The organism is Rhizobium sp. NPDC092011, assembly GCF_044756305.1.
Classification (GTDB): domain Bacteria; phylum Pseudomonadota; class Alphaproteobacteria; order Rhizobiales; family Rhizobiaceae; genus Rhizobium.
This window is the reverse complement of record NZ_JBIVSO010000004.1, coordinates 208400-232285: the sequence shown is the minus strand read 5'-3', so window position 1 is coordinate 232285 and position 23886 is coordinate 208400. Positions and strand designations below refer to the sequence as shown.

Genomic DNA, 23886 nt, shown 5'->3' with positions numbered 1-23886 from the left:
GCAAGGCTCGGCTACCGATTGGCCAAGGGCATCCCGTCGTCTCCGCGCGGGATGCCCGTTTCATTCGGCGATCCCGATGGGTGAAGGTGAGGCTGCAAGCAGAGTCTTGCGACGATGAGCGTGCGCCGGCTTACTTGCCCTGGGGCTTGTCCAGCAGATCCGGCCGGCGCTCCCGCGTCAGTCGTTCGGCCTGCTCCTTCTGCCATTTGGCGATGGCCGCATGGTTGCCCGAGGTGAGCACGGCGGGGATTTCGCGGTCTTCCCAGATCTGTGGGCGGGTATAGTGCGGGTGCTCCAGCAGGCCACCCTCGAAGCTTTCGTGCAGGCCGGAGAGATCGTTGCCCATGACGCCGGGCAGGATGCGGACGATGGCATCGAGCAAAATCAACGCGGCCGGCTCGCCGCCGGAGAGAATATAGTCGCCGATCGAGACTTCCTCGAGGTTCCGGCCGTCGATCACGCGCTGGTCAACGCCTTCGAAGCGGCCGCAGACGATGATGACGCCGTCGCCGCTTGCAAGTTCGCGCACGCGCTTCTGCGTCAAGGGTTTGCCGCGCGGGCTCATCAACAGGCGGGGGCGGTTGTCGTTTTCACTGGCATGATCGATAGCGCGGGCCAGCACATCCGGCTTCAGCACCATGCCGGCGCCGCCGCCGGCTGGCGTATCGTCCACGGTGCGGTGCTTGTCGGTGGTAAAATCTCGGATCTGCAGGGTATCGAGAGCCCATTGTCCCCGCTCCATCGCCTTGCCGGCAAGGGACGTACCGAGATGGCCGGGAAACATCTCGGGATAAAGCGTCAGGATGGTCGCCCGGAAACTCATGGCGTCGTCATTTCCCTATGAGGCTCACTTCTTCGGCTTGCCCTGTGGTTTCTCCGGCTTTTCCGGCTTTTCCGGTTTGCCGATGAGGTCGTCGGGGTTGTCGACCAAACCGGCTGCCAGCGGGTCGATTAAAATCTTGCCGCCCTCGAGATCGATTTCGAGCACGGCAGCCTCGGAGAAGGGGATCAGTACGGGCCGCTTGCCCGGTCCCTTCAATTCGAGGAGGTCGCCTGCACCGAAATCATAGACGCCGCTGACCGTACCGTAGCCGGTGCCCTCGTCGTCGACGGCCTCCAGCCCTTCGAGATCGGTGTAGAAGAATTCGTCGTCGTCGAGTTCGTCATCCGGCAGATTGTCGCGCTCGATATAGAGCTCGAGCCCGTTCAACGCCTCGGCGGCATTGCGGTCGTTGATGCCGCGGAAGCGGACGATGACGACGTTCTTGGCTTCGCGGATCTCCAGCACTTCGAAGCTGCGGCCGTCCATGCTGTGTAGGTGGCCGTAGTCGCCGAGCGCGGTCGGGTCCGAAGTGTAGGCGCGGGCACGCACTTCGCCCCGCAGGCCCTGTGCCGCGCCGATGCTGGCCATCAATACCGGGTTTTGCAGTTTCGTCATGGTCTCTTCGCCGATTGCCGGGTCGCTGCATACCTCCTTAAATCGGAATCGATCCAAGGACAAAACTATGCAGCAGATCTAAAATGCTGCAGCGACCTTTGCGCATCATATATATGACGCGCGGCGCTGTAATCGCGTTCTCTCATAGGCTCAACACCCGGAGATGGGAAATAAAAAAACGGGCGACATGTCGCCATGCCGCCCGCTTTTGATAATTGCAGTGGCCGATTACTCGGAAGCAGCAGCGGCGTCAGCTGCCTTCTGTGCCTTTTCAGCAGCACGCTCCTGAGCGCGCTTGCCCGGCTTTGCCTTCTCCGGGTTGCTCTTGGCTTCGCGCGTTGCGATGCCAGCTTCGGCGAGGAAGCGCAGAACGCGGTCGGTCGGCTGTGCGCCGTGGTCGAGCCAATGCTTGATGCGCTCGGCCTTCAGTTCAACGCGCTTGGCGTCGTCCTTGGCAAGCATCGGGTTCCAGGAGCCGAGGGTCTCCAGGAAACGGCCGTCGCGCGGCGAGCGAGCGTCGGCAACAACAACGTGGTAGTACGGGCGCTTCTTGGAGCCACCGCGGGCGAGACGAATTTTCAGTGCCATGTTAATTCTCCTTAGGCTTTTCTTGACCGCTTCGTTTGGGCGGCATGTTCGTTTCTATTGTACGTGTCGCCGGCGCTCTTTCGATAAGCCGCTCTACGCATTTCGGGATCACGCCTTCAGATCGGCAGCGATCTGTTCGTGATGCCGGATGACTTCCTTGATGACGAAGTTCAGGAACTTCTCGGCGAAATCCGGGTCCAGATTGGCGTCCTTTGCCAGTCGGCGCAGGCGTTCGATCTGGTATTCTTCGCGCGCCGGATCAGCCGGCGGCAGGTCGTACTTGGCCTTCAGCACACCGACTTCCTTGGTGCAGCGGAAGCGTTCGGCCAGCATGTGCACCAGTGCGGCATCGATATTGTCGATCGACTGGCGATAGTTGCCCAGTTGGGCCTTGATGTCTGGATCAATCATGGTGTCAGCGATCCTTCTCACTTCTTCTTCGGCAGACCGGGAAGTCCCGGGAAACCACCGCCGAGGCCTGGCAGCTTGGCGCCGCCCAGGCCTGGCAATCCACCGCCGCCGCCGAGACCTGGCAGACCGCCGGGACGGCCGAGACCAGCGGCTTCGGCCTGCTTTTGCAGGGCTTCAAGCTGCTTGGGGTCCATGTTCGACAAGTCAGGCATGCCGCCCATTCCGCCGCCGAGACCCATCTTGCCGGCAAGGCCGCCCATCAGCTGCTTCATCATGCCGCCTTTGCCCTTGCCGCCCATCATCTTCATCATGTCCGCCATCTGGCGGTGCATCTTCAGAAGCTTGTTGATGTCGGAGGCGTCGGTGCCGGAGCCGGCGGCGATGCGCTTCTTGCGGGAATGCTTCAAAATGTCAGGGTTGGCGCGCTCTGCCTTGGTCATCGAGGAGATGATGGCGAGCTGGCGGCCGAAAAGCTTGTCGTTGAGGCCGGCTGCGGCCATCTTGTCCTTCATGCCGGACATACCGGGCATCATACCCATGATGCCGCCCATGCCGCCCATCTTCTGCATCTGCCCGAGCTGATCCGCCAGATCGTTCAGGTCGAATTTGCCCTTGGCCATCTTGGCGGCCATGGCAGCCGCCTTTTCAGCGTCGATGTTTTCAGCGGCTCTTTCGACCAGCGAAACGATGTCGCCCATGCCGAGAATGCGGTCGGCGATACGGCGGGGATGGAATTCCTCCAGCTCGCCCATCTTTTCGCCGACGCCGATGAGCTTGATCGGCTTGCCTGTCACGGCGCGCATCGAAAGGGCCGCGCCGCCGCGGCCGTCGCCGTCCATACGGGTCAGCACGAGGCCGGTGATACCGACGCGCTCGTCGAAATTGCGGGCGAGATTGACGGCGTCCTGACCGGTCAAGCTATCGGCGACCAGCAGGATTTCGTGCGGATTGGACTTCTTCTTGATATCCGCCATCTCGACCATGAGCGGCTCGTCGATATGCGTACGGCCGGCGGTATCGAGGATGACGATGTCATGTCCGCCGAGCTTGGCAGCCTGCACGGCGCGGGCGGCGATATCGGTCGGGGACTGACCGGCAATGATCGGAAGCGTGTCGACGCCCGTCTGCACGCCGAGCTGGCGCAGCTGCTCCTGAGCAGCCGGGCGGCGCGTATCGAGCGAGGCCATAAGGACCTTCTTGCGGTCGCGGCTCGTCATGCGGCTGGCGATCTTGGCCGTCGTCGTGGTTTTACCAGAACCCTGCAGACCGACCATCATGACGACGACCGGGGCCGGAGCGTTGAGGTCGATGCCTACGCCTTCGCCGCCGAGCATCTCGATCAGCTCGTCATGGACGATCTTGACGACCATCTGGCCGGGCTTGATCGACTTCAGGATCTCGGCGCCGACGGCCTTTTCACGGACGCGGTCGGTAAAGGAGCGAACGACATCCAGCGCCACGTCGGCTTCGAGGAGCGCACGGCGAACCTCGCGAAGTGCTGCGGAAACATCGGCTTCCGAAAGCGCGCCGCGGCCTGTCAGTCCATTCAGAATGGAACCAAGACGGTCCTGGAGGTTTTCAAACATCAGTTCTTCCTTATCGATCGCTTGGAGCTTTGGATTTGCGCATAGGCGCGCGTCGTTGCCCGAAAACGTCGTGCTTTTCCATGACGAAAACAAGACGCAAAGCCAAAAACCACCCGAGGGCGCATCGCGCTGTCGGGTGTTGACCTCCGGGATCTCTTTATACCTTTATGGGTCCCGGTCGGTGGCTCGGAGGCTTGTGCTCGTCGCAGATTGCGGGCGATAAACAGGAAAAGCCCGGCAAAGTCAACCCAAAGCGGCGGAAATGCCTGGGATGTGCGGCTGAGATCGCTATATGAATGTCGGTTTATCGGCAATGCCGTCACCGAAATGTTGTATCGATCCCCGCCGTCAAGCGATTCCCCGAGACAGACCGAATGAATGATGCAGCCCTGACCGATCTTCTTGCCGCCTGCCGTGCTTACGCCGGCGGTCGTGTCGACCAACGCTTCAACGCAGCGGCACAAGCCTTTTATGCGAGCGCCAAGGCGCAGCCCAAGATCGTGGCGCGTGCGGCGCGCGAGCTTGGCCGCCTGCCGCCGCCAGGCGCCGCGATCCTTGCCAATATGCTCGGCACCATCATCGAGAAGGGCGGATCTGTGGAGCGTAGCGGCGCTGCCGTATGGGATCTCTATTTAGCATGGCTGCCGCAGATCCACCGCGGCTTTGCCGGCCGCAAGGAGCTGAGCCCGCGGCAAAGACAGCTGCTCGATGCCTTCCAGCTGCTCAGTCAGTCCGCGGTTTCGCATCTCTCCGCCATGCCGCAGGAACGCAAGCAAGCGGCGGACAACAGGGCGCTGATGGCGCAGCTTGCCGAGCTGCAGGATTATACGCCGGGTGCGGCCTGGGTTCGCCAGGTACTTATGAGCCGGAGCGACGCCCTGCTGGTGCTGCATCTGCCGAGCAGGCGGGGCTTTCGCCTGTGCTACGAGAATATCGTCAACGGCTTTCATCTGTTCACGCTGATCCAGGCTCTATTCGGCGAGACATTGCCCGGTGGCCGTGCGCCCAACAGGTTCATCGTCGACATGGCGCGCTGTGTGACGGTGGCCGAGGAGGGCAACGACGAACCCTGGTGGCGTTACCAGACAGTTCGGCCGGATGCGCCGGGACCCGTCGAGATTTCCGGCGAGGCGCCCGTTGAGACGATTGCCCGCATCGATGGCCGGCAGGTTATCCTGCTTTCTCCTCCGGTCGAAGGGGCGGCGCTCTGGGATACGAGCTTCTTCACGCCGCAGCTTTTCGCCATGCCGGCGAATGTCGTGCTTGAGGAGACGCTGACGGTGCAAGAAGCGGAGGAATGGCTCGCGAAAGTCGGCGTGCAACCGGGATCGCAGGAAGCCGATACGCCATGACCGTCTCGGATAAGAAGAATCCCTATTACCAGGGCCCGGTTTCTGACCATTTCGACGGCCGTCGCTTCTTCAATCCCGGCGGTGTCGCGCCGGGCAATATTCTAGCTTTGCTGAGATGGCAGTTCGGTGGCGGGCGGGTGCGTTGGCCCAATCCCGTTATCAGCGCCTTTCCCCCGGCAAGGCCCGATCGCCACGTCTTCGGCGAGCAGATGCGGGTGACGATGGTCGGCCATGCTTCGATGCTGGTGCAGATTGCAGGGTTGAACATCTTGACCGATCCCGTCTGGTCGGAGCGGGTCAGCCCCTTTCGCTCCATGGGGCCGAAGCGCGTGGTGCCGCCTGGCATCCGTTTCGAAGACCTGCCGCATATCGACCTCGTGCTGGTGACGCATAATCACTACGATCATCTCGATCTTGAAACGCTGGCTCGCCTGCATCAGGCACACCGGCCCAGGATCGTGACGCCGCTCGGCAACGACACGATCATCCGGCGCGCCGTTCCCGATGCCGAGATTGCCGTTGTCGACTGGGGCGATCGCATCGCCTTCGATGCTGGTGTGACCATCGATGTCGAGCCCTGCCATCACTGGTCGGCGCGCGGTATGGGCGACCGGCGCATGGCGCTCTGGGCGGCATTCGTACTGACCACGCCAGTTGGCAAGATCTATCATGTCGGTGACACCGGCTTTCACGATGGCATCAATTACGAAGCGGCTGCCCGCAAGCACGGCGGCTTCCGCCTCGCTATCCTGCCGTTCGGCGCTTACGAGCCGCGCTGGTTCATGAAGGGGCAGCACCAAAATCCGGAAGAGGCGGTGAAGGGCATGAAGCTCTGCAACGCAGCCTATGTCGCCGGGCATCACTTCGCGACGTTCCAGTTGACCGATGAAGGCATTGACGAACCCGTTCATGCGCTCGATGTGGCGTTGAAGGCTGAGGGTGTGGAGCCGGATCGGTTTCGCCCGCTGCGGGCCGGCGAAATCTTCGACGTGCCCGCCGTTTAAGCCGCGACCTTTATGGTCACGCAAAAAAAGCCGCCCTGTTCTTCGAGGCGGCTTTTGCTACTACAGCGCCGCGCGTCATACATGACGCGCAAAGGTCGCTGCAGCACTCTAAATCTGCTGCATAATTTTATCCTCAAATCGATTCCGATTTAAGGAATTATGCAGGAGCTCCAGTACGGTGGACCTTACTGGTTGATTTCAGGCTCGACCAGCTTTGCCAGATTGCGCAGCGATTCCTGCCAGCCGAGATAGCAGGCTTCCGGTGGAATGACATCAGGCACGCCGGCCTGGGTGATATTCACTTCGGTGCCGACCAAGACCTTCTTCAAAGTCACGGTCACTTCCATTTCGCCAGGCAGGTTCGGGTCGTCGAATTTGTCGGTGTAGCGAACGAGTTCGCCGGGAATGAGCTCGCGGAAATCGCCGCCGAAGGAGTGGCTTTGCCCTGTCGTGAAGTTGCGGAACGACATTTTGAACGTGCCGCCGACGCTCGGTTCCATGTGGTGCACGGTGCAGGCAAAGCCGTTCGGCGGTAGCCACTTGGCGAGCGCGTCCGCTTCGATGAATGCGCGATAGACCTTCTCCGGGCTGGTGGCCAGGACACGGTGCAGGCGTATGGTATTCGGCATGGCTATGTTCCTTCTGAATGGACGGAGTGGACGAGCCTGGAGCGCGATGCCGAAAAGTGTGTGCGGTTTTCGGGCGACATCGTGCTCTACTTCTTGAGTTTCTAGAGCGGATTCAGATTTTAGGCCTGATGGACCCAAAGTCATCCGTCTCTAGGACGGGCGAACTTTCAGCGATCCGACACAGTGTCGATGTTTTTTTCGAAAAATGTTCACCAGCATGAAACCGGATAGGTATGAGATATGTCGGAAGCTGGCGGTTGCCATGCCCGAAGGCGCAACAATCGCCAAGGCATGCCTCGGTCCTGCGGCACTTATCGACGCGCGGCGCTCGCCTCCAGGATTCCATGCTTGTTGCCATTGGCGACGAAATGCTCCCTCAGCCATTTTGCCGCCGGGCCTGCCGGCCTTTGTTTGTGCCAGACAAGCTCGAGGGCGACCGGATGGGCGCCGCTATCGAAGAGTGGCCGGGGCGTTGCCAGTTCCGGCGCCAGCTGCGAATTCGCCAGAATATGGGCCGGGATGAGCGCCCAGCCGATGCCCTGCCGCAATATCTGAAGAATGACCCAATGGCTCTCGACCCACCAGACCTCGGCGGCAACCCTGATCTGGTGCCTTCTGGCGACGTCACGGCGCTTGGTGACCATGATCTGGCGATGGCGCTTCAGGTCCTCCCAGCTGACGGTGCTTTCCGCAAGCGGATGATCGCGTCCGCAGACCATGATCAGCGGAACCCAACCGATGGTGACGAAGTCGAGCTCGGGCGGGAGCTGTTCTTCCCGCCACATCACTCCGATATCGGCCTCGCCTTCGAGAACCATTCCGGTGATGGCCTGCGAGTGGGGAGACAGGAGTTCCAGCTCGACATGCGGAAATCGATCCGCGAAGTCGGCAAAGAGGCTGCCGATCGCAGGCTCGGGATAGAATTCGTCGATTGCGACGACCAGACGTGTCTCGATGTGCTCGTCAAAGCTCCTGGCAACGCCGATCAGGTGCTCGCGTCGGTCCAGCAGCAGCTTGGCCTCCGGGAGCAGTCTTGTTCCTGCTTCGGTGAGGGTCGGGTTTCTCGTCGCGCGGCTGAAGAGCTTGATGCCGAGATCGTCTTCCAAGGAGGAGATCAAGAGGCTGACTGCGGACTGGGCCTTGCGAAGGCGCCGTGCGGCGGCCGAGAAGGACCCGTTTTCCGCAGCCGCGACGAAAGCTTCCAATTGCTCCAGCGAAACATCCATCTATCAGAATTCCAGATAGTTTCTAACTTTATTGCCTCAATCTATCTGATAGAAGGCAGGCCGACAACACAGAGTAGGAATTCGAAAAATGCGCAGTTTCGGAGATCGTGTTCGGCACGCCGTCCTGTTTGAACTTATCGGCCTGGCCACCTTCACGCCGCTCGCGGCAATCGTCTTCAATCAGCCCATCGCCCACATGGGTGTCATCGGCGTGGTCGGGGCGACCGTGGCGACACTATGGAACTTCATCTATAATCTCGGCTTCGACCGCGCGCTGATGCGTTTGCGCGGCAAGGTCCAGAAGACCATCGGTATCCGGATTGTCCACACCGTGCTTTTCGAAGCAGGCCTCGTGGTTATCCTGATCCCGTTCATTGCCTGGTATCTTCAGATTACGCTCTTTGCGGCGCTTCTGATGGATATTGCAGTGGTCACCTTCTATCTGGTCTACGCCTTCGTCTTCAACATTGCCTATGACTGGGCGTTTCCGATCAAGGAAACGTCCGAAGATGAGCGCGCCATGGCGGCTGCTGCCCGATAGCTGGGTCCAATAACCGAGATCCCGGCGTCGTCGTGCCCAAGTGCCCGACGACGCCGACACAGCAACGGTCGCGCCTCCACCGACACGCCGGCGACGATGCCGTCGCTTCCTGTCTCTCGCTGCACGATGTCGAGAGACCATCATCCCACTGGTAATTCCCCCACGTTTCCGCCATATACAGCTCGACAATAGGAATGATCCCATGAGCAATATGGTCGAATTCGCGAGGATGAACGGGCTTGGCAACAAGATCCTGGTTGTCGACATGCGCGGCCGTAAGGATGTGGTGACGGCGACGGCGGCGATTGCGCTCAATGCCGATCCGGCCACCCAGTTCGACCAGATCATGGCGGTCCACGATCCCAAGGCTCAAGGCACCGATGCCTGGATCGATATCCTCAATTGCGATGGCACGAAGGCGCAGGCCTGCGGCAACGGTACGCGCTGCGTCGTGCAGGCGCTGGCGTCCGAAACCGGCAGACATGTCTTCACCTTCCAGACCGTTGCCGGCATCCTCAATGCGAGAGAGCACGAAGACGGCACGATATCGGTCGATATGGGCAAGCCGGTCTTTGCCTGGGACAAGATCCCGCTTGCCGAGGAATTTGCCGATACCAGCCGCATCGAGCTGCAGATCGGGCCGATCGACAATCCGATCCTGCATTCGCCTTCGGTGGCTTCGATGGGCAATCCGCATGCGATCTTCTGGGTGGACAAGGACCCGATGTCCTTCGACCTCGATCGGTTCGGTCCGCTGCTCGAAAACCATCCGATGTTTCCCGAGCGTGCCAATATCACGCTGGCGCAGGTGCTTTCGCCGACGCTCGTCCGCACACGTACTTGGGAGCGCGGCGCCGGCTTGACGCTTGCCTGCGGTTCGGCGGCTTGTGCGACTGCCGTCAGCGCCGCCCGGACCGGCCGTACCGGCCGCAAGGTGACGATCGATGTTGCCTCCGCACCGGCGCCGGGCAAGCTCACCATCGAATGGCTTGAAAGCAACGACCATGTGGTCATGACAGGGCCTGCCGAATGGGAATGGTCCGGCATGGTCGATCCGGTCACGGGCAGCTTCTCGCGCGATGAAGAGCAGGGGGCTCAGGCGCGGTGAGCGGGGTCGAGGTCATTACCTTCGGCTGTCGCCTCAATACCTATGAATCCGAAGTGATGAGGGCCGAGGCTGAAAAAGCCGGACTCAACAATGCCATTCTGGTCAACACCTGCGCCGTGACGGGCGAAGCCGTGCGCCAGGCGCGGCAGGCGATCCGCCGCGCTCGCCGCGACAACCCGCATGCGCGCATCATCGTCACAGGCTGCGCGGCGCAGACCGAGAAGCAGACCTTTGCCGAGATGGCCGAAGTGGATGCCGTGCTCGGCAACGAGGAGAAGCTGAAGAGCGCCTCCTATCGTTCCCTACCGGATTTCGGCGTTTCGGCCGAAGAGAAGCTCCGCGTCAACGACATCATGAGCGTGCGGGCGACGGCACCGCAGATGATCCGCCACATCGATGGCCATGTGCGCGCCTTCATCCAGGTACAGAACGGCTGCGACCATCGCTGCACCTTCTGCATCATTCCCTATGGCCGCGGCAATTCGCGCTCGGTGCCGATGGGCGCCGTCGTCGATCAGGCCCGCAATCTCGTCGAAAGCGGTTATCGCGAAATCGTGCTGACCGGCGTCGATGCCACGAGCTACGGCGCCGATCTGCCGGGAACGCCGACGCTCGGCCTGCTTGCCAAGACGCTGCTGAAGCAGATTTCGGAAATCCGCCGGTTGCGACTGTCCTCGATCGACAGCATCGAGGCCGATCAGCATCTGATGGATCTCATCGCCGACGAGCCGCGCTTCATGCCGCATCTGCATCTCTCGCTGCAGCACGGCGACGATATGATCCTCAAGCGCATGAAGCGCCGGCACTCACGCGCCGATGCTCTGCGCTTCATCGAGGATGTGCGCCGCATGCGCCCCGAGACAAGCTTCGGCGCCGATATGATCGCCGGCTTTCCGACTGAGACGGAAGAGATGTTCGCCAATGCCGTCGATCTGGCCGAAGAGGCCGGCATCGCGCATCTGCACGTCTTTCCCTATAGCCCGCGTCCCGGCACGCCGGCTGCCCGGATGCCGCAGCTCGATCGCGGCCTGATCAAGGATCGCGCCGCTCGTCTGCGCGAGGCTGGACAAAGATTGCATCAGACCCATCTGGACAAGATGGTCGGCACGCGGCAATGGCTGCTTGTGGAGAATAACGGGCTGGCGCATACGGAAAACTTCACGCTTGTCGCCGCCCCCGGCCTTTGCCCGCGCGACCTTGTGCAGGTCGCAATCACCGGCCACAATGGCAAGCACCTCGACATGCAACTTCTGGCCGCTGACGCGGCCTAATGCTTCAACGGATACTTCATGGCGCTCGGTTTCATCAAAAAAGTCTTCACCTTCGGCCGCGAAAAGCCGGCCGAGGAGCAGGCGCCCGCGGAGGTTTCACCGAAGGTTGAAACGCCTGTTGTCGAGCAGGAGGCGCTGCCTGTTGCAGATGTTTCGCCGGCTTCCGAGTTCGCTGAACCTTCGTCACCCCCCTCTCTGCCTACGGAACATCTCCCGGACATGGGGGGAGATCGGCGAGAGGGTGAGGCGCCGGCCAAGCAGGAGCGACAGGCTGAAGAACGCGTAGAGACAGCCGTTTCCAGTGAGCCGGAGTCGCCCGAGCGGCCTCCTGAAAACCACGCCATTGAAGCGGAACATACTGCCGACATTGAAGCCGACGTCGTGTCGGAAGAGACCTCATCTGAACCGATCTCTCCCCTTGTGGGGGAAAAGTCCGACGGGACAGAGGGGGGTGAGGAGGTTTCGACGAGCTCGGAACGATCGGTGGAGCGCGCAGAAACCCCGACGAGTGCGGAGCTTCCGTCGGAAGATATCGACACCCCAGCCGCAGCCCCCATTCTCCCCAAAGGCTTCTCTACCGCCGCCTCCGCTCCGGCACCAGCTCCGGAAGCCCCAAAGCAGAAACTTTCCTGGTTCCAGCGCCTGCGCGCCGGGCTTGCGCGCACCTCGTCGCAGCTGACCGGCCAGATCGCGGCGCTCTTCACCAAGCGCAAGCTCGATGATCAGACGCTGCAGGATCTGGAGGATCTGCTGATCCAGGCCGATCTCGGCGTTGAAACCGCGATGCGCGTCACCGATACGCTGGCCTCCGAGCGCTATGGCAAGGATGTGACCAGCGAGGATGTCGGCCGCATCATGGCGCAGGAAATCGCCAAGGTGCTGAAGCCCGTCGCCAAGCCCCTGCAGCTCGATCTCAGCCACAAGCCGCATGTCATCCTCGTGGTCGGCGTCAATGGCACCGGCAAGACAACGACGATCGGCAAGCTGGCGGCCAAGCTTTCAGGCGCCGGACTGAAGGTCATGGTCGCAGCGGGCGATACCTTCCGCGCCGCCGCCATCGAACAGCTGAAGATCTGGGCCGACCGCACCAAGTCGGAATTCATCGGCACGAAGCTCGGCGCGGATGCCGCCGGCCTCGCTTTTGATGCCTTCCAGCAGGCCAAGGCCAACAAGAGCGACGTGCTGATTATCGACACCGCCGGCCGCCTGCAGAACAAGGCGGAGCTGATGGCCGAGCTCGAAAAGATCGTCCGCGTGCTCGGCAAGCTCGATCCGGATGCACCGCATACCGTACTGCAGACGCTCGATGCCACCACCGGCCAGAACGCCTTGAACCAGGTGGAGATCTTCCGCAACGTCGCCGGGGTCAACGGGCTGATCATGACCAAGCTCGACGGCACGGCGCGAGGCGGCATCCTCGTGGCGATCTCGGCGAAGCACAAGCTGCCTGTCTATTTCATCGGTGTCGGCGAAGGTGTAGACGATCTCGAGCCGTTTGAGGCTGAAGATTTCGCCAACGCCATCGCAGGCACTGGTGCCGGAAGCAACCAATGAACGACAAGAACAGATTCGACGATAGCGAAAGTGCCGCGATGACGACCAGCGACAACGAACTCACCCCAAGCGCCGCCGATAAGCATCACCCGATGCTCAAGCTGGTTCTGGAGCTCGGGCCGCTGCTGGTATTCTTCTTCGGCAATCTGCGCGGCGAGTGGCTGGTACAGCATTTCCCGCAATTGGCGACCCTCGGCGGCCCGCTTTTCGTTGCGACCGGCCTGTTCATGGCCGCAACGGTACTTTCTCTCATCGTCTCGAAGGTCATGCTCGGCCATCTGCCGCTGATGCCCTTCGTGTCGGGCATTGTCGTCCTGATCTTCGGCGCGCTCGGCATCTATCTCCAGAACGAAACCTTCATCAAGATGAAGCCGACCATCGTCAATGCGTTATTCGGCGTGGTGTTGCTCGGCGGTCTTGCGTTCGGCAAGTCGCTGCTGGGCTACGTCTTCAATGCGGCCTTTCAGCTGGATGCCGAAGGCTGGCGGAAGTTGACGCTGCGCTGGGGCATTTTCTTCTTCGTCCTCGCCGTGCTCAACGAAGTGGTCTGGCGTGGCTCAAACTGGCTTTACCTTCCCGACGCCAAGGCTGCGGACAATCTCTGGGTCAACTTCAAGGTCTGGGGAACGATGCCGATCACCATCCTCTTCACATTGTCGCAGATGCCGTTGATCATGAAGCATACGATCGAGCAGCCATCGGAAAACGGTAAATGACGGAAACGGTCGCTGACCGCAGCCGCCACCAGCAACAAAGCTTCTGGTTCATCGCCTGTGCCGTCATTCTGCTGGTGCAGATCGTCGCGGAACACATGATGGGCCGCGTTTGGATCTGCACCTGCGGCTATGTAAAGCTCTTTGAGCCGGTCGTGAAATCCAGCGGCAACTCGCAGCATATCGCCGATTGGTACACGCCGTCGCATATCATCCACGGCTTCCTCTTCTTCGGGCTGACGCATCTCATCATGCGCGGCAAGCCGCTATCGATGCGGCTCTTCGTTGCCATGTTGATCGAATCCGGCTGGGAGCTTCTGGAAAATTCCCCGATCATCATCAATCGCTACCGCGCGGCGACGATCTCGCTCGACTATGTCGGCGACAGCATCCTCAATTCGGCGATGGATGCCGTTTTCATGGTGGTGGGCTTCCTGTTTGCCTGGCGCGCCCCGGTGGTGGTGACGATTGCCATCGCGATCTTCTTCGAGCTGCTCACTGGCTGGCTGATCCGCGACAATCTCACGCTCAACGTGCTGATGCTCGTCTGGCCGCTCGAGGCGATCAAGGCCTGGCAGGGTGGGATTTGAGAGGATTTTGAGGTTGGCTCCGTGGCCACCTCGTGGTTCGAGGCCCAATCGCCTGCACTATCGCTTCGGCAACTGGGCACCTCACCATGAGGGCGGGTGGTCCGCCCAAAATGGAGAAAGTGGCTAAAGCGCGTCGCGATCTCTAAGATTCGCTTCACGCGCTTTAGCTCTTTGATTTCACGCATGTCGTAGTCGCAAAACCGCTGTACACTTTTGCGCGACATGCTCTAGGCGCCCGCCTTCCCAATCGCCTTCTCAATCGCCGGATAGAGCCCTTCCTTCAGGCTGGTGGGCGTGAAGGGGCCGACCTGCTTGTAGAGGATCGTGCCGTCGGGGGAGACGAGATAGGATTCCGGAATGCCGTAGACGCCCCAGTCGATGGCGGCGGTGCCATTCGGGTCAATGCCGATGGCTTTGTAGGGGTTGCCGAGTTCGCCGAGGAAGCGGAGCGCGTTCTCGCTCGTGTCCTTATAATTGATGGCCACGATGTTGAGCTGACCGCTCTTGGCGAGTTCCTTCAGCACCGGATGTTCGTCGCGGCAGGGAATGCACCAGGAGGCAAAGACATTGACGAGGGTCAGCTTGCCCTTGATGGCATCATCTGTCAGCGCCGGCAGGTTGGAACCTTCGAGTGGGGGTAGAGCCAGTTTTGGCGCTTTCGTACCGATAAGCGCCGAGGGGATGGCGGAGATGTCGGTGCCGTGCACTTCCTGGTCATACATGACCTTGCCGACGGCAAGCGCGATGCAGGCAAAGACGATGAGCGGGATCAGCGCCAGCAAATAGCGCGCGGTGCCACCCGATTTCGGCTGATCCTTATTGTCGGTATCGGCAGTCATTTCGTTTCGCCTTCGGACGCGCGCTGCGAGCGGCGGCGGATGCCGGAGGCTTCCAATGCGGCAAGTTCGCGGCGGCGCAGGCGTCCGTCGATCCATACCCAGGCGATGATGGCGAGGATCATGAAGGCGGCAAAGCCATAGGAGCCGAAGACGTAGAAGGGATGGCTCATCTTACTCCTCCCGGGCTGCCATGCGTGCGGCGATGCGGCGTTGCGCGGCGATGCGCCGGCGCCAGATTTCGTTGCGGATCGCCATCAGATGCAGCGTGAAAAACAGCAGCGTGAAGGCCAGCGCCATGATGAAGAGCGGCCGGAGGAATTCAGCGTCGATGGCAGGGCCATCCATGCGCATGATGCTTTCCGACTGATGCAGGGTGTTCCACCAGTCGACCGAAAACTTGATGATCGGGATATTGATGAACCCGACCAGCGTCAGGATCGACGCGACGCGGGCTGCTTTCGACGGGTCGTCCATGGCGCGGTTGAGCGCGATCAGGCCGAGATACATCAGGAAAAGAATGAAGACTGAGGTCAGGCGCGCATCCCAGACCCAGTAGGTGCCCCACATCGGCTTGCCCCAGAGCGAGCCGGTGACCAGCGCGATCAGCGTGAAGGCGGCGCCGAGCGGAGCGGCGGTCTTGCCGGCGACGTCGGCCAGCGGATGGCGCCAGACCAGCGTGCCGATCGCCGACATGCTCATGATCGTGTAGCACATCATCGACAACCACGCGGCGGGAACGTGAATATACATGATGCGGACGGTATCGCCCTGCTGGTAGTCGCCCGAGGTCGTAAAGGACAGATAGAGGCCGATTGCGAAAAGCACGGCCGAGATGGCCGCCAGCCAGGGTATGAGACGCGCCGAGAAGGCCAGAAACCGCGTGGGGTTGGCGAGGTCGGAAAAACGGCTGATCGCAGGGCTGATGTCGCTCATGCGGCTTGTTTAACCCGATATGGCTTTTCCGGCAATCGACCGCATTGTCTCAGATCGACGAAACAGTATCTCGTAGAGCGTGGCGCCGAAAAGTGCAGGTGATTTTCGGAGGATATCGCGCTTCACCTCTTTGATTCCCGAGCGGATCAATCAGTCGTGTTGCGCAAGGCGAGGGCGGCTGCGGCCGGACCGAGGACGGCGAAGAACAATGTGAGCGCGATCAGTATGAGGAACGGCGGCAGGAAGGGCTGTGGCCCTTCGACGGCCGCATAGGTGGCGCTGACGCCGAAGATCAGTACGGGAATGGTGAGCGGCAGCACGAGGATCGAGACCAGCAGCCCGCCGCGCGGCAGCGCCACAGCCACGGCGGCACCCACCGCGCCGATGAAGGTGATCGCCGGAGAGCCGACGAGCAGCGTCAGTGCGGTCGCGCCGATAGCCGTCTCGTTCATATTCATAAAGAGGCCGAGCAGGGGGGAGGCGATGACGAGCGGCAGGCCGGTCGCCACCCAATGCGCTGCGCATTTGATGAAAACCGTGAGGACCAGCGGCGTTTCCTGCATGACGAGCAGATCGAGCGAGCCGTCGTCACGCTCGGCCTGGAACAGCCGGTCGAGGCCGAGAAGGCTTGCGAGCAGCGCGCCGATCCAGACGATAGCCGGCCCGATGCGCGAGAGGAGTTTTAGGTCCGGGCCGACACCAAAAGGGATAACGGCGACAACGGTGAGGAAGAAGAGGATGCCGATCAACGCCCCGCCACCGGCGCGCACCGAAAGTTTGAGGTCGCGGAGGAAAAGGGCGGTCATGCATGGCACCGAATATGAGGCACGATACCCTCCTCTGTCCCTTTCGGGACATCTCCCCCACAAGGGGGGAGATTGGTAATTTGTAGCGCGCACAAGTCCGCATCCAACATCGACTCTGCAGAGACGGAACTCAACGGTTTTGTAAGCGGATGCTGCGAACTCCCAACAATCTCTCCCCTTGTGGGGGAGATGTCACGAAGTGACAGAGGGGGGTGACGCAGGTTCGGCAAGTTGAGCACCATCGGCATCATCCCCATATCCCTTCATTCACCCCGGTAAACCCGGTCATGTGCATCTCCTGCGCCACCTCCAGCCCCAGCGGTTGGTGCGTTGCAGCAAGTACGATGCCACCACTTTTCTGATGCGCCATGATCAGCTGCGCGAAGAGCTGGTCCGCCGAGCTGTCCAGCGCCGCCGTCGGTTCGTCGAGGATCCAGATCGGGCGGTAGGCGACGAGGAGTTTGGCGAAGGCGATTCGCCGCTGCTGACCGGCAGAGAGGTAGCCGAAGGGCAGATGCGTGATGTCGGCGAGGCCGACGGCGTCAGCCGCTTCATCCGCACTCAAGCCGAAGCCGCCGGGCATGTCGCGAAGGAAGGTCTTCCAGAAGGTCAGGTTTTCCGCGACGGTCAGCTCGGATTTCATCGCATTGCGATGGCCGAGATAGTGGCTGGCTTCGCCCGCCGGCCGGCCCGATTCGCCGTCATTTCCGATGAATGTGATGCGGCCTTTTTCTTGCCTGAGAAGGCCTGCGACAACGCGCAAAAGCGTTGATTTTCCCGACCCGTTGCGGCCTGTCAGAACCAGGGCTTCGCCATCCGTCAAGTTGAGGGAAACATTCGAGAAAATCAGGTCCTCGCCCCGCCGTGCCGCCAGATTTTCAGCGCTTAGATGCATTCGCTCAGGCTTTCCCTATTTCTTTACCGCAATGCGCAAAAAATTGTCCAAATTTGCATCTTGTCACTCTGGCAAGTCTTTACGAAATTATCTATAAGACCTGCAACCACGCCAGCGGTCGGCGTGAATTTCATCCTTGCGCCGAACTTAAGGTATTCTCCTTACGTGCGGACAGCGGAAATGGCCGTACCCGCATCCTGATGTGCATAAAGTGCATAGGCGTTCGCACGACTGTGTTGGCTATCAGAAACGGGGTATCTCGTGTCTAAATCTCTTGACAGTTTCAATTGTCGTTCCACGTTGACCGTGGGCGGGAAAGACTATGTTTATTTCAGCCTGCCCAAGGCTGAGGCGAATGGTCTGCCCGGCGTTTCCAAGCTGCCTTACTCCATGAAGGTGCTTCTGGAAAACCTGCTGCGTTTTGAAGACGGGCAGTCGGTCACGAAGGAACATATCCTTGCCGTCGCCGAATGGCTGACCAACAAGGGCACCGTCGAGAACGAAATCGCCTATCGCCCGGCACGCGTGCTGATGCAGGACTTCACCGGCGTTCCCGCCGTTGTCGACCTCGCCGCCATGCGCGACGCGATGGTTTCCCTCGGCGGCGATCCGGAAAAGATCAACCCGCTCGTCCCCGTTGACCTCGTCATCGACCACTCGGTCATCGTCGACGAATTCGGCACGCCGCAGGCTTTCGCCAAGAACGTTGAGCTGGAATATCAGCGCAACGGCGAGCGCTACCGCTTCCTGAAGTGGGGCCAGCAGGCATTCAAGAACTTCCGCGTCGTTCCTCCCGGCACCGGCATCTGTCACCAGGTGAATCTCGAATATCTCGGCCAGACTGTCTGGACGAAGGAAGAAGACGGCGAAACGATCGCTTATCCCGACACCTGCGTCGGCACTGATTCGCACACGACGATGATCAACGGTCTTGGCGTCCTTGGCTGGGGTGTGGGCGGTATCGAAGCTGAAGCTGCCATGCTTGGCCAGCCTGTCTCCATGCTGCTTCCGGAAGTTATCGGCTTCAAGCTGACCGGCAAGCTCAAGGAAGGCGTCACCGCGACCGACCTCGTTCTGACCGTCGTGCAGATGCTGCGCAAGAAGGGCGTCGTTTCCAAGTTCGTCGAATTCTTCGGCCCCGGCCTCGACGCACTGCCGCTCGCTGACCGTGCCACCATCGGCAACATGGGTCCCGAATACGGCGCGACCTGCGGCTTCTTCCCGGTCGACAAGGAAACGCTGAACTACCTCAACATGTCCGGCCGCGCCAAGGATCGTATCGCGCTCGTCGAAGCCTATTCCAAGGCTCAGGGCATGTGGCGCGACAATGACGGTTCCGACCTCGTCTTCACCGACACGCTGGAACTCGACCTCAACGACGTCGTGCCGTCGATGGCCGGCCCGAAGCGTCCGGAAGGCCGTATCGCGCTGGAAAACATCGCTTCCGGCTTCGCCACTTCGCTTGAGACGGAATACAAAAAGCCGGGCCAGCTCTCCAACCGCTATGCGGTCGAAGGTACGGATTTCGATCTCGGCCATGGCGACGTCGCCATTGCTGCCATCACCTCCTGCACCAACACTTCCAATCCGTCGGTGCTGATCGCTGCCGGTCTGCTCGCCCGCAACGCCGTTGCCAAGGGCCTGAAGACCAAGCCGTGGGTCAAGACTTCGCTGGCACCGGGATCGCAGGTCGTCGGCGAATATCTCGCCAAGTCCGGTCTCCAGGCCGATCTCGACAAGCTCGGTTTCAACCTGGTCGGCTTCGGCTGCACCACCTGCATCGGCAACTCCGGCCCGCTGCCGGCGCCGATCTCCAAGACGATCAACGACAAGGGCCTGATCGTTTCGGGCGTGCTCTCGGGCAACCGCAACTTCGAAGGCCGTATTTCGCCCGACGTCCAGGCGAACTACCTCGCTTCGCCGCCGCTCGTCGTCGCCTACGCACTCGCAGGTTCTGTGCAGCTCGACCTGACGAAGGAGCCGATCGGCGAAGACCAGAACGGCAAGCCGGTTTACCTGAAGGACATCTGGCCGACCTCGCATGAGGTTCAGGAGTTCATCCAGAAGTACGTCACCCGCGAGCTCTACGAGAGCAAGTATGCCGACGTCTTCAAGGGCGACGCCAACTGGCAGGCCGTGCAGGTTCCTCCGGGCCAGACCTATGCCTGGGACGACAACTCGACCTACGTCCAGAACCCGCCTTACTTCGTGGGCATGGGCAAGAAGGGTGCCGGCGTTTCCGATATCAAGGGCGCTCGCGTTCTTGGCCTCTTCGGCGACAAGATCACCACCGACCACATTTCCCCGGCCGGTTCGATCAAGGCTGCTTCGCCGGCGGGTGCCTACCTCATCGGTCATGGCGTCGGCGTTGCCGACTTCAACCAGTACGGCACGCGCCGCGGCAATCATGAAGTCATGATGCGCGGCACCTTCGCCAACATCCGCATCCGCAACCACATGCTCGGCCCGAACGGCAAGGAAGGTGGCTACACCATCCACTATCCGTCCAAGGAAGAGACGTCGATCTACGATGCGGCCATGCAGTACAAGGCCGAGGGCGTTCCGCTCGTCATCTTCGCCGGTGTCGAATACGGCAACGGCTCGTCGCGCGACTGGGCTGCCAAGGGCACGAACCTGCTTGGCGTACGCGCTGTGATCGCCCAGTCCTTCGAGCGTATTCACCGCTCGAACCTGGTTGGCATGGGCGTTATCCCCTTCGTCTTCGAGGAAGGCACCACCTGGGCAAGCCTCGGCCTGAAGGGTGACGAACTCGTCACCATCGAAGGTCTGGCAGACATCAAGCCGCGCGAGCGCAAGATCGCCAAAGTCACCTATGGCGACGGTACGGTTCGCGATATTCCGATCATCTGCCGTATCGATACGCTGGATGAGGTCGTCTACGTCAACAATGGTGGTATCTTGCAGACCGTTCTGCGCGATCTCGCTGCCTGATAGCTATCGACGCTGATCTTAGGAGGCCGCCGGAAAACTCTTCCGGCGGCCTCTTCTTTTTCACGGGGATGTGTTCGGCGCACCTGCCATGCGGCCCTGGCCTCACCCCATCGTGACTTTGCGTCATCACGCTTAGCTATTATCTCTTGTTTCAGGTTTTTCGGGCTTGATATGGCCTTACCGCCCCAAAGAGCGTGAATGTTTCGGAGGCTGCGCTGGCGGCCGGCGAAATTTGATGCAGAGGTAAGATAGAATGCGCCTTCGATTTTCGGTTCCACTTCTGGCAGGCATAGCGCTCGCAAGTTCGCTGCATGCGCAGGAGGCTGCGAAGATCAAGGGCGTGGTCGAGCTTTTCACCGCACAGGGCTGCGCTTCCTGTCCGCCGGCTGACGCCGCGTTTCGCAAGCTGATTCGCCAGGGCGACGTCGTGGCGCTCGCCTATCATGTCGACTACTGGAACTATCTAGGCTGGAGCGACACCATGGCGTCCAAGGACAACACGGCGCGCCAATATGCCTATGCACGCACGCTCGGGCGCAGCGGGGTCTATACGCCGCAGGCCATCGTCAATGGCCGCGATCATATGAACGGTGCAGACCTCAATGCGATCAACGTCAAGATCGATACCTTTCAGCGCAATGGCGAGGGCCTGACCATTCCGGTGAATGCCGCAATGAAGGACGATGAGCTTTCGATCAAGATCGGCGCCGGCCAAGGCAAGGCGAATGTCGTCGTCGTCTATTTCGACAAGGAGCAGATGGTCGCTCCCAAGGGCGGTGAAAACAACGGCCAGCAGATTGCCTACATGCACGCGGTTTCCGATGTCGAGACAGTCGGCATGTGGGATGGGAAGGCGATGAATATCGTGCTGCCCGCCAATGTGCTGAGCAAGGCGGGGCGCAGAGGACTTGCGGTGCTTCTGCAATCGTCGTCGCCTTCAGGCGATCCCTCGGCCATCATCGGCGCGACCGTTCTGACGGTGGGCTCGGACGGCTGAGCCTATCCGTTGGCTGCAAGCCTTCTATTTCGGCTACGATCGAAAGGGTTTCCGCTTTGGCATGTGCCAAAAGTTTCCCTATTTTGGCTGATGCCAAGAAGGGGAGGTGCCCGGCAAGGACGCATTCGGGGCTGGGGTTTATCGATACGTCCCGGCCGGGCGGCTTGGCGCGGCGGCGCCAAGCGGCTGCCTATACTTCCCGCAAATTTGGCGTGGTTTTGACTGAAATGCGGCGCTGCGGAGACGCTTTTGGGCATGGGAAAGAAATTGTGAGCCGCCAGAGCGTGATGCCGAAAAGTGTATGCGGTTTTCGGATGACATCACGCTCTACATCTTTGATTCTAGAGCGGATTCATATTTCAGGTCGAACAGACCTGAAATCATCCGACTCTAGACGTCTTGCAATTTGATGCGGCTGAGGCAAACTGTCATTCTCCTGTCATGAGATAGCCCTTGGGGGATTGATGACTGATCAGCCGGATTTGCGACATAGCGAAAGCCGCTCCGTGGAAAATACCTCCTCCGTCGTCGTCGATCTCAAAGAATATAAACAGAGCAAGGATCCCTTGCCGGTGACGTTTCATCGCCGCGAGCTGGATGCCATTCTCTGGATCTACGGCCGTATGGTCGGCGAGGGCGAGTGGCGGGATTACGCGATCGACCACCTCAAGGAAAAGGCGGTCTTCTCCGTCTTCAAGCGTTCTGGCGAGATGCCGCTCTTCCGCATCGAAAAGAACCCGAAACTGGCCGCCAAGCAGGGTGCCTTCTCCGTCATCAATACCAACGGGATGACATTGAAGCGCGGGCATGACCTCAGCCAAGTCCTGAAGGTTTTCGACAAGCAGCTGAAGCTGGTGGAGAAGTAGTTTCTCCGCATTGGGGGACTTAGGGATATCGAAGGCTCAATGCGAGCGCGTGTCTAACCCTCAAACAGCGTCCCAGGATAAACGCTCGGGTCGGGGTCGTTCTCCGCACCGTCGCCAAGCGCCTTCTGCATCAGCATCGTATCCAGCCACCGGCCATGCTTGTAGCCCGTGCCCTTCAGCAGCCCGACTTCTGTAAATCCCGCAGCTCGATGCACGGCGACGGAGGCTGGATGCGCGCCGCCGATAACGGCGACCATCTGGCGAAAGCCCAGTGTCTGGCAGCTATCAATCAAGGCATTCAGCAGCAGCTTGCCGATCCCGCGTCCGCGGGCCTCCGGAGCAAGGTAGATCGAATCCTCCACCATCCAGCGATAGGCTGGACGCGTGCGGAAGGACGAGGCATAGGCATAGCCAAGAAACGTGCCGTCCGCATCCTCGGCGACGATATAGGGATAGGCTTTTTCCTGGATCGCGTGAAAGCGGCCTGCCATCTCCTCTTCGCTTGGAGGAGTGATCTCGTAGCTTGCCGTGCCGTTCAGCACGGAATCGCGGTAGATGGCGGTTATGTGGGGCAGGTCGTCTAAGGTTGCGCTGCGGAGGCGGACGGACATGTGTTTCTTGCTGCCTGATGTGCTGATGGCGATGGCTGCCATCAAATCGCAGGCCTCTTTATCAGGCAAACAAAAAGGCGGCCGGGGCCGCCTTTTCGATCGTTATTCAAGTTGCGCTTAGTTGCGGTTGCCCATGAAGCGCAGCAGGAACATGAACAGGTTGATGAAGTCCAGGTAGAGCGACAGGGCGCCCATGATCGCCTTGCGGCCAGCCACGGTTGCGTCATCGGCATCGTAGTACATTTCCTTGATCCGCTGCGTATCGTAGGCGGTGAGGCCTGCGAAGATCAGCACGCCGATCACCGAGATGGCGAACTGCATGGCAGACGAAGCCAGGAAAATGTTGACCAGCGATGCGATGATCAGTCCGAAGAGACCCATCATCAGGAACGAGCCCATCGCCGAGAGATCACGCTTGGTCGTGTAACCGTAGAGCGACAGCGCGCCGAAGGAGGCGGCGGTCACGAAGAAGGTCTGCACGACGCTCTGGCCGGTGTAGATGATGAAGATCGACGACAGCGACAGGCCCACCAGTGCGGCGTAGACCCAGAAGGTCGTCGTCGCGGCGGCTACGCTCATGCGGTTGATCCTGAAGCTCAGGAAGAAGACCATCGCCAGCGGAGCGAGGATGACAACCCACTTCAGCGGGCTGAGATAGATCGCCTGGCCGAAAGCCGTGATCTGTCCGTTTGCGAAAGCCAGAGAGAAAGCGAGATAAGCGGCAACACCCGTGATCGCCAGACCCAGCGCCATCAGGTTATAGACCTTGAGCATGTAGGCTCGAAGGCCCTCGTCTATCATCGCACCCGATTGCGCACCGCTCTGCGCCCGGTTTTGGTAATTGCGAAAGTCAGCCATGTTTTCCTCTTTCAAGCTCCGATTTGGGAACGGTGTCGGGCCATTCAGGCCCAGGCGCCGCTGCGGAGCTCCAGCATGCCTGCACAGAATATGAGGCTTTCAGGCCTTGTAGACAAGG

General features: G+C 60.5%; 25 protein-coding genes. 11 read left to right on the top strand and 14 right to left on the bottom strand.

Going from position 1 to position 23886, the window contains the following annotated elements; all coding sequences use genetic code 11:
• Nucleotides 1-130: 130 nt before the first annotated feature.
• From trmD to ffh, 5 genes are all read right to left on the bottom strand, one after another.
• Complete coding sequence (gene trmD, locus ACIQJ2_RS19435) at nucleotides 131-823, bottom strand: tRNA (guanosine(37)-N1)-methyltransferase TrmD (protein ID WP_400674629.1); 693 nt, start codon at nucleotides 821-823, stop codon at nucleotides 131-133.
• A gap of 24 nt (nucleotides 824-847) precedes the next feature.
• Nucleotides 848-1438, bottom strand: coding sequence for a ribosome maturation factor RimM (gene rimM, locus ACIQJ2_RS19430; protein ID WP_199143849.1), 591 nt, complete (start codon nucleotides 1436-1438; stop codon nucleotides 848-850).
• 228 nt (nucleotides 1439-1666) lie between these two features.
• Nucleotides 1667-2026, bottom strand: a complete 360-nt coding sequence (rpsP, locus tag ACIQJ2_RS19425; protein ID WP_400674632.1) for a 30S ribosomal protein S16 — start codon at nucleotides 2024-2026, stop codon at nucleotides 1667-1669.
• 108 nt (nucleotides 2027-2134) lie between these two features.
• A complete protein-coding gene (locus tag ACIQJ2_RS19420) occupies nucleotides 2135-2437 on the bottom strand; it encodes a chorismate mutase (RefSeq protein WP_199143847.1) in 303 nt (100 codons plus the stop codon).
• A 17-nt stretch (nucleotides 2438-2454) separates the two neighbouring features.
• Complete coding sequence (gene ffh, locus ACIQJ2_RS19415) at nucleotides 2455-4023, bottom strand: signal recognition particle protein (RefSeq protein ID WP_199143845.1); 1569 nt, start codon at nucleotides 4021-4023, stop codon at nucleotides 2455-2457.
• A gap of 374 nt (nucleotides 4024-4397) precedes the next feature.
• On the opposite strand from ffh, the gene ACIQJ2_RS19410 reads away from it, so the two are divergent.
• Entirely contained in the window at nucleotides 4398-5375 is a 978-nt protein-coding gene (locus ACIQJ2_RS19410; RefSeq protein WP_400674636.1) for a hypothetical protein, read from the top strand.
• The gene (locus ACIQJ2_RS19405) at nucleotides 5372-6379 is read left to right on the top strand and encodes an MBL fold metallo-hydrolase (protein WP_400674638.1); all 1008 of its coding nucleotides are present in this window, start codon (nucleotides 5372-5374) and stop codon (nucleotides 6377-6379) included. The genes ACIQJ2_RS19410 and ACIQJ2_RS19405 overlap by 4 nt, the downstream gene beginning before the upstream one ends.
• A 185-nt stretch (nucleotides 6380-6564) precedes the next feature.
• Here ACIQJ2_RS19405 and ACIQJ2_RS19400 read toward each other — a convergent pair whose 3' ends face one another.
• Together ACIQJ2_RS19400 and ACIQJ2_RS19395 are read right to left on the bottom strand one after the other, a co-directional pair.
• The gene (locus ACIQJ2_RS19400) at nucleotides 6565-7008 is read right to left on the bottom strand and encodes an SRPBCC family protein (RefSeq protein ID WP_199143839.1); all 444 of its coding nucleotides are present in this window, start codon (nucleotides 7006-7008) and stop codon (nucleotides 6565-6567) included.
• 311 nt (nucleotides 7009-7319) lie between these two features.
• Nucleotides 7320-8234, bottom strand: a complete 915-nt coding sequence (locus tag ACIQJ2_RS19395) for a LysR family transcriptional regulator (RefSeq protein WP_400674640.1) — start codon at nucleotides 8232-8234, stop codon at nucleotides 7320-7322.
• Between the two features lie 88 nt (nucleotides 8235-8322).
• Between ACIQJ2_RS19395 and ACIQJ2_RS19390 the strand changes: the two genes are divergently transcribed.
• From ACIQJ2_RS19390 to ACIQJ2_RS19365, 6 genes are all read left to right on the top strand, one after another.
• A complete protein-coding gene (locus ACIQJ2_RS19390; RefSeq protein ID WP_400674642.1) occupies nucleotides 8323-8775 on the top strand; it encodes a PACE efflux transporter in 453 nt (150 codons plus the stop codon).
• 202 nt (nucleotides 8776-8977) lie between these two features.
• On the top strand, nucleotides 8978-9883 hold the full coding sequence (gene dapF, locus ACIQJ2_RS19385) for a diaminopimelate epimerase (protein WP_400674645.1): 906 nt from the start codon (nucleotides 8978-8980) through the stop codon (nucleotides 9881-9883).
• Nucleotides 9880-11154 carry a tRNA (N(6)-L-threonylcarbamoyladenosine(37)-C(2))-methylthiotransferase MtaB gene (gene mtaB / locus ACIQJ2_RS19380; protein ID WP_400674647.1) on the top strand — a complete coding sequence of 425 codons (1275 nt, stop codon included), beginning with the start codon at nucleotides 9880-9882 and terminating at the stop codon, nucleotides 11152-11154. The genes dapF and mtaB overlap by 4 nt, the downstream gene beginning before the upstream one ends.
• Nucleotides 11155-11172: 18 nt before the next feature.
• Nucleotides 11173-12708: a signal recognition particle-docking protein FtsY gene (gene ftsY / locus ACIQJ2_RS19375; protein WP_400674649.1), complete on the top strand. Its 1536-nt coding sequence runs from the start codon at nucleotides 11173-11175 to the stop codon at nucleotides 12706-12708.
• Nucleotides 12705-13424 carry a septation protein A gene (locus tag ACIQJ2_RS19370; protein ID WP_400674652.1) on the top strand — a complete coding sequence of 240 codons (720 nt, stop codon included), beginning with the start codon at nucleotides 12705-12707 and terminating at the stop codon, nucleotides 13422-13424. Before ftsY ends, ACIQJ2_RS19370 begins: the two co-directional genes overlap by 4 nt.
• Nucleotides 13421-14011: a DUF2585 domain-containing protein gene (locus ACIQJ2_RS19365; protein ID WP_400674655.1), complete on the top strand. Its 591-nt coding sequence runs from the start codon at nucleotides 13421-13423 to the stop codon at nucleotides 14009-14011. Before ACIQJ2_RS19370 ends, ACIQJ2_RS19365 begins: the two co-directional genes overlap by 4 nt.
• Nucleotides 14012-14238: 227 nt before the next feature.
• Here the strand turns inward: ACIQJ2_RS19365 and ACIQJ2_RS19360 are convergent, their stop codons facing one another.
• The 5 genes from ACIQJ2_RS19360 to ccmA all read right to left on the bottom strand — a co-directional run bounded on the left by ACIQJ2_RS19360 (nucleotide 14239) and on the right by ccmA (nucleotide 17484).
• On the bottom strand, nucleotides 14239-14850 hold the full coding sequence (locus ACIQJ2_RS19360) for a DsbE family thiol:disulfide interchange protein (RefSeq protein WP_400674657.1): 612 nt from the start codon (nucleotides 14848-14850) through the stop codon (nucleotides 14239-14241).
• On the bottom strand, nucleotides 14847-15020 hold the full coding sequence (ccmD, locus tag ACIQJ2_RS19355) for a heme exporter protein CcmD (RefSeq protein WP_199143821.1): 174 nt from the start codon (nucleotides 15018-15020) through the stop codon (nucleotides 14847-14849). Before ccmD ends, ACIQJ2_RS19360 begins: the two co-directional genes overlap by 4 nt.
• Before the next feature lies 1 nt (nucleotide 15021).
• Nucleotides 15022-15783: a heme ABC transporter permease gene (locus ACIQJ2_RS19350; protein WP_400674661.1), complete on the bottom strand. Its 762-nt coding sequence runs from the start codon at nucleotides 15781-15783 to the stop codon at nucleotides 15022-15024.
• A gap of 146 nt (nucleotides 15784-15929) precedes the next feature.
• The gene (gene ccmB, locus ACIQJ2_RS19345) at nucleotides 15930-16589 is read right to left on the bottom strand and encodes a heme exporter protein CcmB (RefSeq protein WP_199143817.1); all 660 of its coding nucleotides are present in this window, start codon (nucleotides 16587-16589) and stop codon (nucleotides 15930-15932) included.
• 247 nt (nucleotides 16590-16836) lie between these two features.
• A complete protein-coding gene (ccmA, locus tag ACIQJ2_RS19340; protein ID WP_199143815.1) occupies nucleotides 16837-17484 on the bottom strand; it encodes a heme ABC exporter ATP-binding protein CcmA in 648 nt (215 codons plus the stop codon).
• Nucleotides 17485-17745: 261 nt separating this feature from the next.
• Between ccmA and acnA the strand changes: the two genes are divergently transcribed.
• The 3 genes from acnA to ACIQJ2_RS19325 all read left to right on the top strand — a co-directional run bounded on the left by acnA (nucleotide 17746) and on the right by ACIQJ2_RS19325 (nucleotide 22299).
• Nucleotides 17746-20436, top strand: a complete 2691-nt coding sequence (acnA, locus tag ACIQJ2_RS19335) for an aconitate hydratase AcnA (protein ID WP_400674664.1) — start codon at nucleotides 17746-17748, stop codon at nucleotides 20434-20436.
• A 253-nt stretch (nucleotides 20437-20689) separates the two neighbouring features.
• Nucleotides 20690-21433 (top strand): thioredoxin family protein, encoded by a 744-nt coding sequence (locus tag ACIQJ2_RS19330; protein ID WP_199143811.1) that lies wholly within the window; start codon nucleotides 20690-20692, stop codon nucleotides 21431-21433.
• Between the two features lie 464 nt (nucleotides 21434-21897).
• A complete protein-coding gene (locus ACIQJ2_RS19325; protein WP_400674667.1) occupies nucleotides 21898-22299 on the top strand; it encodes a DUF2794 domain-containing protein in 402 nt (133 codons plus the stop codon).
• Between the two features lie 53 nt (nucleotides 22300-22352).
• On the opposite strand, the gene ACIQJ2_RS19320 is transcribed toward ACIQJ2_RS19325, so the two are convergent.
• Complete coding sequence (locus tag ACIQJ2_RS19320) at nucleotides 22353-22910, bottom strand: GNAT family N-acetyltransferase (protein WP_400674670.1); 558 nt, start codon at nucleotides 22908-22910, stop codon at nucleotides 22353-22355.
• 117 nt (nucleotides 22911-23027) lie between these two features.
• On the bottom strand, nucleotides 23028-23768 hold the full coding sequence (locus ACIQJ2_RS19315; RefSeq protein WP_199096969.1) for a Bax inhibitor-1/YccA family protein: 741 nt from the start codon (nucleotides 23766-23768) through the stop codon (nucleotides 23028-23030).
• Nucleotides 23769-23886 lie beyond the last annotated feature (118 nt).